Source organism: Burkholderia sp. HMSC10F09 (genome assembly GCF_001806955.1).
Classification (GTDB): domain Bacteria; phylum Pseudomonadota; class Gammaproteobacteria; order Burkholderiales; family Burkholderiaceae; genus Burkholderia; species Burkholderia multivorans.
Window position 1 is genome coordinate 1 of sequence record NZ_KV786875.1, and the last position, 12,492, is coordinate 12,492.

Here is a 12,492-nt window from a genome sequence, read left to right on the forward strand (position 1 = left end):
CGAAGTCGAACCATTCCATCGCGTTGCCGAGCGCCATGGCGCTGACGGCGCGCTTGAGCAGGCTTTGATCGACGACGGTAATGTCGTCCGCGGCGAGCGGGGCCTCCGTGGACGACGAGGTGGAAGAAACAGCGGTCGGGCTGACGTGTGTTGCGGTCAAGGTCATGCACTCCTTTGACTGCGCCGGAACGGCGGGCCGTCCGACACGGTTTGCCGGCGAGCGCGATGTCGTGTGCTGCGCGTCGGGGCAGGCCATTAAGCGCTTAGTGCGCAAGGGCTTGCTTCGACGCGGGCCCGTTGGGCCGTCGCGACAGTGCGCTCATGAAGAATGGGCCGCGTGATGCGAGCGGCAGATGCCGGTGCGGACGGTGTCCAGCGTGCCGGCGGACGCCCCGAAAGGGCGACGAAACGAGAAAAGCGGGCCTGTCGGGCGGGCTTTCCTGTGGATGCAATTCCGAGCGAAGCGCCGGCCCACGTGACGCGGACAAGCTTTCGTCGAAATCGAATAGACAGAGATTGAATGTTGAAACAGGAGACATGATAGCACGATGACAGACGATCGTGCAAATTGCCGTGAAACGCAGGCCCGGCGGGGCGCTCCGCGCGATCGGCTCCGGTATGATCGGCGGCGCGCGGCGTGCCGCGTGGGCCTGCGACGCGGGCCGAATTCGCGAGGAACCGGATGACGGAACTGATGAAAATCGCAGCGTTGTTCGCCGTGACGGCGCTCGCCGAAATCGTCGGCTGCTATTTGCCGTGGCTCGTGCTGAAGACGGGGCGGCCCGTGTGGCTGCTCGCGCCCGCCGCGGTGTCGCTGGCGCTGTTCGCGTGGCTGCTGACGCTGCATCCGAGCGCCGCGGGTCGCACCTACGCGGCGTACGGCGGGATGTACATCGCGGTCGCGCTGATCTGGCTGCGTGCGGTCGATGGTGTGGCGCTCACGCGCTGGGACGCGGCCGGCGCGGCGCTCGCGCTGGCCGGCATGGCCGTCATCGCGCTGCAGCCGCGCGGATGAGCGGGCGGCGCGCGCCCGGCGGCCGCCGCCGCGTCATGCGGCTTCGGCCGTATCGGCTTCGTCCGCCTGGCGCCACACGCATGCGCCCTTGACCGACTTGTCGAGATCGTCGAGCTGCGCCTGATGCTCGGCGAGCTCTTCGGCCGTGGCGGCGAGCACCGGCAGGTCCAGCGCCGCAAGCGACACGCGCTGGCCGTTGGCGGCGCCGGCGCCGCCCGCGTCGTCGTCGAGCATGTCGATGACGAGGCTGTCCTGGCCGCGCGTCATCGCGAGATAGACCTCGGCGAGCAGCTCCGAGTCGAGCAGCGCGCCGTGCAGCGTGCGGTGCGCGTTGCTGATGCCGAAGCGGTCGCACAGCGCGTCGAGCGAGTTGCGCTTGCCGGGGAACATCTGCTTGGCCTGCACCAGCGTGTCGATCACGCCCGCGCAGTGCTCGCTGAACGGCGGCAGCCCGAGCAGCGCGAATTCGGCGTCGAGAAAGCCGAGGTCGAACGGCGCATTGTGGATGATCAGCTCCGCGCCTTTCACGAAGTCGAGAATCTGATGCGCGATTTCCGCGAACTTCGGCTTGTCGCTGAGGAACTCGGTCGTGAGGCCGTGCACGGCCAGTGCGCCCGGATCGCTGTCGCGCTCCGGATTCACGTAGAAGTGCAGGTTGTTGCCGGTGAGCCGCCGGTTCAGCAGCTCGACGCAGCCGATTTCGATGATGCGGTCGCCCGTGCGGGCGTTCAGGCCGGTGGTTTCGGTATCGAGAATGATCTGGCGCATGTCGGATAAATCGGGAAAGGCAAGAAAGCGGCCGTCGCTCAGGCCGCGAGCGAGGCGACGCCGCGATTCGCGAGCGCGTCGGCGCGTTCGTTTTCGGGATGGCCGGCATGGCCCTTGACCCAGCGCCACTCGACCTCGTGCAATGCGACGAGCGCGTCGAGCCGCTTCCACAGGTCGGCATTCTTCACCGGCGTCTTCGCGGCCGTGACCCAGCCCTTTTTCTTCCAGCCGTGGATCCACTCGCTGATGCCTTTCTGCACGTATTGCGAGTCGGTGTGCACGATCACGTGGCACGGGCGCTTCAGCGCTTCGAGCGCGGCGATCACGCCCATCAGCTCCATCCGGTTGTTCGTCGTGTTCGGCTCGCCGCCGAACAGTTCCTTCTCGCGTTCGCCGTAGCGCAGCAATGCGCCCCAGCCTCCGGGGCCGGGGTTGCCCTTGCAGGCGCCGTCGGTGTAGATGTCGATGGTGTCGGTGGTCATGAATGTTCTTGATGGGTGGTCGGGGAGGCCGCCGGCGTCAGGCCCGGCGCGAGGACCGGCTTTTTCACCTTGATCGGGCCGACGAGCCGCATGCCGCGCACGCGCTTGACGGCCGTCACCATGTAGACGGCGCCGAAGATCGGCCACCAGCGGTCGCCCGCGGCTTCCATGAAGCCGTAGCGGGCGAGCCATTTGTCGGTGGCGAGCGGCGGCCGGTAGCAGCCGAAGCGGCCGCGCTCGAGATCGAAGCCGAGCAGCTTGATCCAGTCCTTGAGCCGGATGAACGCGATCTGGTCGTGCGCGGCCGGCACGAACGGCCGGTTGGCCATCCGTCCGAACGATTGGCGCATTCCCCACAGGCTCAGCGAATTGAAGCCGGTGATCACGAGCTGGCCTTCCGGCATCAGCACGCGTTCGGCTTCGCGCAGCAGACGGTGCGGGTCGGACGTGAACTCGAGCGTATGCGGCATCACGATCAGGTCCACGCTTTGCGATTCGAACGGCAGGTCGACGAGATCGCACCACGTCGTGCTGCGATCTGTGGGCGCGTGGTGCGGCGCATGTGCATCGTGCACGTGCGGAAAGCGGTAGGGCGCACTCGCGCCGCTCGCCGGATCGAGCACGAGGCCGCGATACGGCATCCGGTTCTCGCGCAGCGCGTCGAGCTGCGGCAGGCCGAGCTGCAGCGCGTGAAACCCGAACACGTCGGACACGATGCGGTCGAGCTGCGCCTGCTCCCAGCCCAGCACGTAGCGGCCGGGCGGCGAGTCGGTCCAGGCGGGCCAGTCTATAATTTCTCGGTCAGACATAACGATGGTTGCGCGCCCATGAACGAGCTGGAATACGTGCCGGTGCCGGCATTTGAAGACAACTACATCTGGCTCGTGTCGGACGGTCGCGATGCGATCGCCGTCGATCCGGGTGAAGCCGAGCCGGTGCGCCGGGTTCTTGCCGAACGAGGCTGGCGGTTGACCGCTATTCTACTCACGCACCATCACGCCGACCATGTCGGCGGCGTCGCGGCACTGCAGGATAGCCAACCGGCCGATGTGCCATTGCCCGTGTACGGCCCGGCCGACGAGGCGATCGGCGTAGTCGCGCATCCGCTCGCGGGCGGCGCGCGCGTGACGCTCGACGCGCCGGCCGCGACGTTCGACGTGCTGGCCGTACCCGGTCACACGCGCGGCCATATCGCTTACTTCCAGCCCGCCGGTCCGCACACGCCGGTGCCGCACGTGTTCTGCGGCGACACGCTGTTCTCGTGCGGCTGCGGCCGCCTGTTCGAAGGCACGCCCGCGCAGATGCTCGCGTCGCTCGACGCGCTCGCGGCGCTGCCGGGCGACACGCGCGTGCATTGCGCACACGAATACACGCTGTCGAACATCCGCTTCGCGCTCGCGTGCGAGCCCGGCAACGCGGCGCTCGCCGCCTGGCGCGACGAAGCGCAGGCGCTGCGCGCGCGCGGCGTACCGACGCTGCCGACGACGATCGCGCACGAGCGCGCCGTGAACCCGTTCCTGCGTGCCGACGCCGCGGCGATCCACGCGACGCTCGAAGCCGAATTGCACGAATCGGTGCCGGATCGTTTGACCGCCTTCACGCTGATGCGCGAATGGAAAAACCGGTTCAGATGAGCGATTCGCGAGGACTCCCAAAGCTCAAGCGGAGTCTGTAAAAATTGCTCCAAACTTTGGATTTCAATGACTTTTCGGTGTTTTTATTGACGTGAAGCACGCACTTCCGTAGTATCGCCAGCAATTTCCAGCCGTCGGAAGCCGAGATTTTCATGCGATTCATATTGAGCGCGCTGATGGTCCTGCTGCTCGCCGCTTGTGCGAGCCAGGGCCCTGTCGCCAACAACGCCGCCGATGCACAGGCGACGTCCAACTACCTCCGCAAGTCAGCCACCGCCAAAGAAACCGTCGACGTCGACAAGCAATCGGTCGGCGACCTCACCAGCGCAGACAGCGACCTGTGGGCGCGCATCCGCCGCGGCTTCCAGATGCCCGACCTGCAGAGCGACCTCGTCGACATGCAGACGACCTGGTACACGCAGCGTCCCGACTACGTGCAGCGCATGACCGAGCGGTCGCAGAAGTACCTCTATCACATCGTCGAGGAACTCGAGGCGCGTCACATGCCGACCGAGCTCGCGCTGCTGCCGTTCATCGAATCCGCGTACAACCCGCAGGCGCTGTCGGTCGCGAAGGCGGCCGGCATGTGGCAGTTCATGCCGGGCACGGGCCGCACCTACAACCTGAAGCGCAATATGTGGCAGGACGAGCGGCGCGACGTGCTCGCGTCGACGAGTGCCGCGCTCGACTATCTGTCGCGCCTGCATGACATGTTCGGCGACTGGTATCTCGCGCTCGCCGCGTACAACTGGGGCGAGGGCAACGTGCAGCGCGCGATCGCGCGCAACCAGGCGGCCGGTCTGCCGACCGACTACCAGAGCCTCAGGATGCCGAACGAGACGCGCAACTACGTACCGAAGCTGCAGGCGGTGAAGAACATCATCGCGAATCCGCAGCAGTACGGGCTCGCGCTGCCGGACATTCCGAACCACCCGTATTTCGTGACGGTCACGACGTCGCACGACATCGACGTGGCCGTGGCCGCGAAGCTCGCGAACCTGTCGCTCGACGAATTCAAGTCGCTGAACCCGTCGTTCTCGAAGCCCGTGATTCTCGGCGCGACCGAGCCGCAGATCCTGCTGCCGTTCGACAACGCGGCCGCGTTCGAGAAGAACCTGAAGTCGTATTCGGGCCAGCTGTCGTCGTGGACGACCTACACGGTCAGCGAACGCGCGCGTCCGGCTGCAATCGCGGAAAAGATCGGCGTCGACGCCGATACGCTGATGGCCGTCAACAAGATTCCGGCCGGCATGCGGCTGAAGCCGGGCTCGACGATCGTCGTGCCGCGCGGCGACGACGATGACGAGGACATCAGCGCGGACGTCGCGGAAAACGGCGTGCTCGCGATGGAGCCCGACGTGCCCGATACGCGCAAGATGCTGATCCGCGTGCGCCGCAAGCAGTCGATGGCGACGATCGCGGGCCGCTACGGCGTGTCGGTTTCGCAACTGAAGGCATGGAACCGGACGCGTCGCGACCTCGTGCTGCCGGGCCAGGCGCTCGTGCTGCACGTGCCGGTCGGCCGCGCGGTGCCGGCCGAGCCTGGCCCCGAGCGGATCGCGACGTCGGTCGGCGGCGGCCGCATCGAGCGCGCGAGCCTGTCGACGGGCAGCAAGTCCGCGCGCGGCAAGCATGTCGCGAAGCCGGCGGCGCGTGCGACGAAGGCGGCACCCGCCAAGGCCGAACGCGCGAAGGCCGCGCCGGCGAAAACGGCCGCGCACAAGGCGAAGAAGAAGTAAGCGACGCACTCGCGCGCGAGCCGGCTTGCGGCGCGCGACTGCGATATCATCCGACGAAACGCCGTCACCGAGGTGACGGCGTTTTCGTTTGCGTGCGGCATCGTGCCGCGGCTGGATGGTGCTTCGATCGGGAGGAGCGATGTCGTCGGTGCAGGTCAGGGTGCTCGCGCTGTTTGCGCTCGGGTATTTCGTCTCGTATGTGTTTCGCGGCGTCAATCTCGGGTTCGCGCCGTTCGTCACGCGCGAACTCGGCCTGTCGGCGGCCGATCTCGGCCTGCTCACCAGTCTCTATTTCCTCGGTTTCGCGGGCGCGCAGATTCCGGCCGGCGTGATGCTCGATCATTTCGGCCCGCGCCGCGTGACGGCCGGCATGCTGCTGTTCGCGGCGGCCGGTGCGGCCGTGTTCGGCGCCGCGCACGGGCTCGGTACGATGATGATCGGCCGGCTGCTGATCGGCGTCGGCGTGTCGGTCTGCCTCGGCGCTGCATTCAAGGCGCTCGCGCAGCATTTCCCGGTCGGCCGGCTGCCGTTCGTCAACGGGCTCGTGATGGCGGTCGGCGGGCTCGGCGGCGTCGCCGTCGGCTCGCCGCTGACCTGGCTGCTCGGCTGGACGAACTGGCGCACGATCTGCGTCGCGCTCGCGGTGCTGACCGTCGTCGTCGCGGCCGCGATCGGCTTCGGCGCGCCCGAGGCCGAGCGGCCGCGTCACCAGGGCGGCCTTGTCAGCCAGTTCAAGGGCACCTGGCACATCCTCGGCAGTCGCGCATTCTGGAAGATTTCGTCGTTTTCGATGGTCACGCAGGGCGTGTTCTACGCGATGCAGTCGCTGTGGGTCGGGCCGTATCTGCGCGACGTCGCGGGTTTCGATGCGCCGCACGCGGCGCGGCTCGTGTCGGTGCTCGGGTTCGCGATGATGGGCGGCTGCGTCGGCTTCGGCGCGGCCGCGCGCATGCTCGAGCGGCGCGGCGTGTCGGTCCATGCGTTCTGCAGCATCGGCATGCTGCTGTTCGTCGCGACGCAGGCCGCGATCGTCGCGCGCGTGCCGCTGCCGCCGGCCGTGCTCTGGGCCGCCTACGGGATGTTCGGCGGCGTCGGCATCCTGACCTATGCGGTGCTGGCCGGCCATTTCCCCGCGCAGCTGATCGGGCGCGCGAACACGACGCTCACGCTCGTGATCTTTCTGCTGATCTTCGCGTTCCAGATCGGTGTCGGCGCGGTGCTGTCGCACTGGGCGCCGGTCGACGGCCGCTATCCGGTCGCCGCGCACGTCGCCGCGTGGGGCGTGCTGCTTGCGCTGCAGGTCGCGAGCGCCGCGTGGTCGCTGTGGCCGGCACGCCATGCTGGTCAGCGCGCCGATCCGGCGGTACGCTGACGGATACGCGCGGCGAAATCGGGGCGGTAGCCGCGCGCGCGGCGGCCGGGCCGCATTGCGGCACGATCGGACGGCCGTATCGATTGAAGATAGGGCCATTTTCAGGCTATAATTTGAAAGTTTGTGCTGATCAACCTCGCACCCTAGCGCCTACCTCACTCATCCCGTTCATCCGCCGCACGCCGCCTGTCGGGCGTTGCCGCGAAGCCTCGTGCGCGCCGCGCCGGGTTCGCGTGTCGACGACTCAGGCTGCGTCCAGCTAGCGACCCCGCGCGCACGCCGCGCGGCGCTCGCGCGGCAGGGTAGACAGGTCGGCAGCAGGGTGTTCCCCAAGGAGCCTCCCGTGTTGCCGTCTTTTTCTCCCGCCTTGCTTGCACTTGCCGACGGCACGGTCTTTCGTGGTTATTCGATCGGGGCCGAAGGCCATACGATCGGTGAAGTCGTGTTCAACACCGCGATCACCGGCTATCAGGAAATCCTGACGGATCCGAGCTACGCGCGCCAGATCGTGACGCTCACCTATCCGCATATCGGCAACGTCGGCGTGAACGCCGAAGACGTCGAAGCCACGAAAGTCCATGCCGCGGGCCTGATCATCCGCGATCTGCCCACGCTCGCCTCGAACTTCCGGATGGAGCGCACGCTCGGCGACTACCTGCGCGACGAAGGCGTCGTCGCGATCGCCGGCATCGATACCCGCAAGCTGACCCGCATCCTGCGCGACAAGGGCGCGCAGAACGGCTGCATCCTCGCGGGCTCGGACGACGCAGCGAAGGCGATCGAACTCGCGCGCTCGTTCCCGGGCCTCGCCGGCATGGATCTCGCGAAGGTCGTGTCGACGACGAACCCGTTCGAATGGAAGCAGACGGAATGGCGTCTCGGCAGTGGCTACGGGATGCAGGAAGCGCCGAAGTACCGCGTCGTCGCGTACGACTTCGGCGTCAAGTACAACATCCTGCGCATGCTCGCGGAGCGCGGCTGCCAGGTGACCGTGCTGCCCGCGCAGGCGAGCGCGGCCGACGCACTGGCGCTGAATCCGGACGGCATCTTTCTGTCGAACGGCCCCGGCGATCCGGAACCGTGCGACTACGCGATCGCGGCGACCAAGGAATTCATCGAGCGCGGCGTGCCGACGTTCGGCATCTGCCTCGGCCACCAGATCATGGGCCTCGCGGTCGGCGCGAAGACGCTGAAGATGAAGACGGGCCATCACGGCGCGAACCACCCGGTGAAGGATCTGGCCGACGGCCGCGTCGTGATCACGTCGCAGAACCACGGCTTCGCGGTCGACGCCGACTCGCTGCCGGCCAACGCGCGCGCGACGCACGTGTCGCTGTTCGACGGCACGCTGCAGGGCTTCGAGCTCACCGACAAGCCGGCGTTCTGCTTCCAGGGTCACCCGGAAGCGTCGCCGGGCCCGCACGACATCGGCTACCTGTTCGACCGCTTCACCGCCCTGATGGACGCGGCGAAGCAGCGCAGCGCCTGAACGGCGCGCGCACGGAGGCTCGCATCATGTTCGGTCACGCACTCGGCATCACGGATCTCTGGACCTATGTGTTCGGCGTGATCTTCATCATCCTGCTGCCGGGGCCGAATTCGATGTACGTGCTGTCGCTCGCGGCGCAGCGCGGCGTGAAGGCCGGCTATCGCGCGGCCTGCGGCGTGTTCGTCGGCGATACGGTGCTGATGGTGCTGTCGGCCGCCGGCGTCGCGTCGCTGCTGAAGGCGAACCCGCTGCTGTTCTCGGTCGTCAAGTACGGCGGTGCCGCGTATCTGCTCTACATCGGCACCGGCATGCTGCGCGGCGCGTGGCGCAAGCTGCGCGCGAGCGCCGATGCGCCGGACGAAGCGCCGCGCGCGGTCGACGGCGACCGGCCGTTCCGCAAGGCGCTGATCGTGAGCCTCCTGAATCCGAAGGCGATCCTGTTCTTCATTTCGTTCTTCATCCAGTTCGTCGATCCGGCATTCCCGCATCCCGCGCTGTCGTTCGCGGTGCTCGGCGCGATCGCGCAATGCGCGAGCTTCCTGTACCTGAGCACGCTGATCTTCGCGGGCGCACGGCTCGCCGCGCATTTCCGCCGCCGCCGCAGGCTCGCGGCCGGCGCGGCGAGCAGCGTGGGCGGCCTGTTCATCGGCTTCTCGGTGAAACTCGCGCTCGCCACCATGGGCTGAGCGCAGCCGGCCGACCACGACAACGATTACTTATTGAATTCACAAGCCATGCCAAAACGCACAGACATCAAAAGCATCCTCATCATCGGCGCCGGCCCGATCATCATCGGCCAGGCGTGCGAGTTCGACTACTCGGGCGCACAGGCATGCAAGGCGCTGCGTGAGGAGGGCTACAAGGTCATTCTCGTCAACAGCAACCCGGCGACGATCATGACCGACCCGAACACGGCCGACGTCACCTACATCGAGCCGATTACCTGGGAAGTCGTCGCGCGCATCATCGAGAAGGAGCGCCCGGACGCGATCCTGCCGACGATGGGCGGCCAGACCGCGCTGAACTGCGCGCTCGACCTGCATCACCACGGCGTGCTCGAAAAGTTCGGCGTCGAGCTGATCGGCGCGTCGCCCGAGGCGATCGACAAGGCCGAGGACCGCCAGAAGTTCAAGGACGCGATGACGAAGATCGGCCTCGGCTCCGCGAAGTCGGGCATTGCGCACTCGATGGAAGAGGCGAGCAAGGTGCACGCGGAGATCATGGCGGCCACCGGCGGCAGCGGCTATCCGGTCGTGATCCGCCCGTCGTTCACGCTCGGCGGCTCGGGCGGCGGCATCGCGTACAACCGCGAGGAATTCGAGGAAATCTGCAAGCGCGGCCTCGATCTCTCGCCGACGCGCGAGCTGCTGATCGAAGAATCGCTGCTCGGCTGGAAGGAATACGAGATGGAAGTCGTGCGCGATCGCGCCGACAACTGCATCATCGTCTGCTCGATCGAGAACCTCGACCCGATGGGCGTGCACACCGGCGACTCGATCACCGTCGCGCCGGCGCAGACGCTGACCGACAAGGAATACCAGATCCTGCGCAACGCGTCGCTCGCGGTGCTGCGCGAGATCGGCGTCGATACGGGCGGCTCGAACGTGCAGTTCGCGATCAACCCGAAGGACGGCCGGATGGTCGTCATCGAAATGAATCCGCGCGTGTCGCGTTCGTCGGCGCTCGCCTCGAAGGCGACCGGCTTCCCGATCGCGAAGGTCGCGGCGAAGCTCGCCGTCGGCTACACGCTCGACGAGCTGAAGAACGAAATCACCGGCGGCCAGACGCCCGCATCCTTCGAACCGACGATCGACTACGTCGTCACGAAGATCCCGCGTTTCGCGTTCGAGAAATTCCGCGAAGCCGATTCGCGCCTGACCACGCAGATGAAGTCGGTCGGCGAAGTGATGGCGATCGGCCGCACGTTCCAGGAGTCGTTCCAGAAGGCGCTGCGCGGCCTCGAGGTCGGCGTCGACGGTCTCGACGAGAAGTCGACCGATCGCGACGAAATCGCGATCGAGATCCACGAGCCGGGCCCGGATCGTATCTGGTACGTCGGCGACGCGTTCCGGATCGGCATGACGGCCGAGGAAATCTACGCGGAAACGGCGATCGACCCGTGGTTCCTCGCGCAGATCGAGCAGATCATCCTGAAGGAGAAGGCGCTCGCGGGCCGCACGCTCGCGTCGCTGACGGCCGACGAACTGCGCTTCCTGAAGCAGAGCGGTTTTTCCGATCGCCGCCTCGCGAAGCTGCTCGGCGCGAAGCCGGACGACGTGCGCCGCCGTCGCGTCGAACTGAACGTGCGCCCCGTGTACAAGCGCGTCGATACCTGCGCGGCCGAGTTCGCGACGAAAACCGCGTACATGTACTCGACCTACGAGGAAGAGTGCGAGGCGCAGCCGACGTCGAACAAGAAGATCATGGTCCTCGGCGGCGGTCCGAACCGCATCGGCCAGGGCATCGAGTTCGACTACTGCTGCGTGCACGCCGCGCTCGCGATGCGCGAAGACGGCTACGAGACGATCATGGTCAACTGCAACCCGGAAACGGTGTCGACCGACTATGACACGTCCGACCGCCTGTACTTCGAGCCGCTGACGCTCGAAGACGTGCTCGAGATCGTCGACAAGGAAAAGCCGGTCGGCGTGATCGTCCAGTACGGCGGCCAGACGCCGCTGAAGCTCGCACTCGACCTCGAGGCGCACGGCGTGCCGATCATCGGCACGTCGCCGGACATGATCGACGCAGCCGAAGACCGCGAACGCTTCCAGAAGCTGCTGCAGGACCTCGGCCTGCGCCAGCCGCCGAACCGCACCGCGCGCAACGAAGAGGAAGCGCTCGAGCTGGCCGCCGAAATCGGCTACCCGCTCGTCGTGCGTCCGTCGTACGTGCTCGGCGGCCGCGCGATGGAAATCGTCCACGAGCCGCGCGATCTCGAGCGCTACATGCGCGAGGCCGTGAAGGTGTCGAACGACTCGCCGGTGCTGCTCGACCGCTTCCTGAACGATGCGATCGAATGCGACGTCGACTGCATCTGCGACGGCGAAGCCGTGTTCATCGGCGGCGTGATGGAGCACATCGAGCAGGCGGGCGTCCACTCGGGCGACTCGGCATGCTCGCTGCCGCCGTACTCGCTGTCGAAGGAGACGGTGGCCGAGCTGAAGCGCCAGACCGCCGCGATGGCGAAGGCGCTGAACGTCGTCGGCCTGATGAACGTGCAGTTCGCGATTCAGCAGGTGCCGCAGGCGGACGGCTCGAAGCAGGACGTCATCTACGTGCTCGAAGTGAACCCGCGCGCCTCGCGCACGGTGCCGTACGTGTCGAAGGCGACGAGCCTGCCGCTCGCGAAGATCGCGGCGCGCGCCATGGTCGGCCAGAAGCTGGCGCAGCAAGGCGTGACGAAGGAGATCGAGCCGCCGTATTTCAGCGTGAAGGAAGCGGTGTTCCCGTTCGTGAAGTTCCCGACCGTCGATCCGGTGCTCGGGCCCGAAATGCGCTCGACCGGCGAAGTGATGGGTGTCGGCCGCACGTTCGGCGAGGCGCTGTTCAAGTCGCAGCTCGCGGCCGGCTCGCGCCTGCCGGAGTCCGGCACGGTGCTGCTGACGGTGATGGACGCCGACAAGCCGAAGGCCGTCGAAGTCGCGCGCATGCTGCACGATCTCGGCTATCCGATCGTCGCGACGAAGGGCACGGCTGCCGCGATCGAAGCGGCCGGCGTGCCGGTGAAGGTCGTCAACAAGGTGAAGGACGGCCGTCCGCACATCGTCGACATGATCAAGAACGGCGAGATCGCGCTCGTGTTCACGACCGTCGACGAGACGCGCCAGGCGATCGCCGACTCGCGTTCGATCCGGATGAGCGCGCAGGCGCACAAGGTCACGTACTACACGACGATGTCGGGCGCACGCGCGGCGGTCGAGGGGCTGCGCTACCTGAAGGATCTGGAAGTCTATGATTTACAAGGTCTTCATGGTCGCCTAAACTAAGCGG

General features: G+C 66.9%; 10 protein-coding genes and 1 pseudogene. 7 read left to right on the forward strand and 4 right to left on the reverse strand.

The window, feature by feature from the left end:
* A pseudogene (locus HMPREF3115_RS31275) lies at positions 1-166 on the reverse strand (MFS transporter); the annotation flags it as partial.
* Positions 167-682: 516 nt separating this feature from the next.
* Between HMPREF3115_RS31275 and HMPREF3115_RS24215 the strand changes: the two are divergent.
* Positions 683-1,015 (forward strand): YnfA family protein, encoded by a 333-nt coding sequence (locus HMPREF3115_RS24215; RefSeq protein ID WP_070556418.1) that lies wholly within the window; start codon positions 683-685, stop codon positions 1,013-1,015.
* A 33-nt stretch (positions 1,016-1,048) separates the two neighbouring features.
* Here the strand turns inward: HMPREF3115_RS24215 and dnaQ are convergent, their stop codons facing one another.
* Genes dnaQ through HMPREF3115_RS24230 form a run of 3 tightly spaced genes read right to left on the reverse strand, consistent with a single transcriptional unit; the run spans position 1,049 to position 3,074 of the window.
* Entirely contained in the window at positions 1,049-1,783 is a 735-nt protein-coding gene (gene dnaQ, locus HMPREF3115_RS24220; protein WP_006401060.1) for a DNA polymerase III subunit epsilon, read from the reverse strand.
* A 38-nt stretch (positions 1,784-1,821) separates the two neighbouring features.
* Positions 1,822-2,265, reverse strand: coding sequence for a ribonuclease HI (rnhA, locus tag HMPREF3115_RS24225; protein WP_006401058.1), 444 nt, complete (start codon positions 2,263-2,265; stop codon positions 1,822-1,824).
* Positions 2,262-3,074 (reverse strand): class I SAM-dependent methyltransferase, encoded by an 813-nt coding sequence (locus tag HMPREF3115_RS24230; protein ID WP_006401057.1) that lies wholly within the window; start codon positions 3,072-3,074, stop codon positions 2,262-2,264. The genes rnhA and HMPREF3115_RS24230 overlap by 4 nt, the downstream gene beginning before the upstream one ends.
* Positions 3,075-3,092: 18 nt before the next feature.
* Here HMPREF3115_RS24230 and gloB point away from each other — a divergent pair, with 18 nt between their 5' ends.
* From gloB to carB, 6 genes are all read left to right on the forward strand, one after another.
* The gene (gloB, locus tag HMPREF3115_RS24235; RefSeq protein WP_006401056.1) at positions 3,093-3,899 is read left to right on the forward strand and encodes a hydroxyacylglutathione hydrolase; all 807 of its coding nucleotides are present in this window, start codon (positions 3,093-3,095) and stop codon (positions 3,897-3,899) included.
* 152 nt (positions 3,900-4,051) lie between these two features.
* Positions 4,052-5,638 (forward strand): transglycosylase SLT domain-containing protein, encoded by a 1,587-nt coding sequence (locus tag HMPREF3115_RS24240; protein WP_039224895.1) that lies wholly within the window; start codon positions 4,052-4,054, stop codon positions 5,636-5,638.
* A 139-nt stretch (positions 5,639-5,777) separates the two neighbouring features.
* Positions 5,778-7,010: an MFS transporter gene (locus HMPREF3115_RS24245; protein ID WP_006401054.1), complete on the forward strand. Its 1,233-nt coding sequence runs from the start codon at positions 5,778-5,780 to the stop codon at positions 7,008-7,010.
* A gap of 343 nt (positions 7,011-7,353) precedes the next feature.
* Positions 7,354-8,499: a glutamine-hydrolyzing carbamoyl-phosphate synthase small subunit gene (gene carA, locus HMPREF3115_RS24250; protein WP_006401052.1), complete on the forward strand. Its 1,146-nt coding sequence runs from the start codon at positions 7,354-7,356 to the stop codon at positions 8,497-8,499.
* A gap of 26 nt (positions 8,500-8,525) precedes the next feature.
* Positions 8,526-9,185, forward strand: a complete 660-nt coding sequence (gene leuE / locus HMPREF3115_RS24255; RefSeq protein WP_006401051.1) for a leucine efflux protein LeuE — start codon at positions 8,526-8,528, stop codon at positions 9,183-9,185.
* A 48-nt stretch (positions 9,186-9,233) separates the two neighbouring features.
* Positions 9,234-12,488 (forward strand): carbamoyl-phosphate synthase large subunit, encoded by a 3,255-nt coding sequence (carB, locus tag HMPREF3115_RS24260; protein ID WP_006405092.1) that lies wholly within the window; start codon positions 9,234-9,236, stop codon positions 12,486-12,488.
* The last annotated feature ends 4 nt before the right edge of the window (positions 12,489-12,492 follow it).

What these genes read in the sequence shown, in the direction of transcription:
- leuE (WP_006401051.1), top strand. Translation starts at nt 8,526, where the DNA reads ATGTTCGGTCACGCACTCGGCATCACGGATCTCTGGACCTATGTGTTC.
- dnaQ (WP_006401060.1), bottom strand. Translation starts at nt 1,783, where the DNA reads ATGCGCCAGATCATTCTCGATACCGAAACCACCGGCCTGAACGCCCGC.
- HMPREF3115_RS24245 (WP_006401054.1), top strand. Translation starts at nt 5,778, where the DNA reads ATGTCGTCGGTGCAGGTCAGGGTGCTCGCGCTGTTTGCGCTCGGGTAT.
- HMPREF3115_RS24230 (WP_006401057.1), bottom strand. Translation starts at nt 3,074, where the DNA reads ATGTCTGACCGAGAAATTATAGACTGGCCCGCCTGGACCGACTCGCCG.
- HMPREF3115_RS24215 (WP_070556418.1), top strand. Translation starts at nt 683, where the DNA reads ATGACGGAACTGATGAAAATCGCAGCGTTGTTCGCCGTGACGGCGCTC.
- carB (WP_006405092.1), top strand. Translation starts at nt 9,234, where the DNA reads ATGCCAAAACGCACAGACATCAAAAGCATCCTCATCATCGGCGCCGGC.
- gloB (WP_006401056.1), top strand. Translation starts at nt 3,093, where the DNA reads ATGAACGAGCTGGAATACGTGCCGGTGCCGGCATTTGAAGACAACTAC.
- rnhA (WP_006401058.1), bottom strand. Translation starts at nt 2,265, where the DNA reads ATGACCACCGACACCATCGACATCTACACCGACGGCGCCTGCAAGGGC.
- HMPREF3115_RS24240 (WP_039224895.1), top strand. Translation starts at nt 4,052, where the DNA reads ATGCGATTCATATTGAGCGCGCTGATGGTCCTGCTGCTCGCCGCTTGT.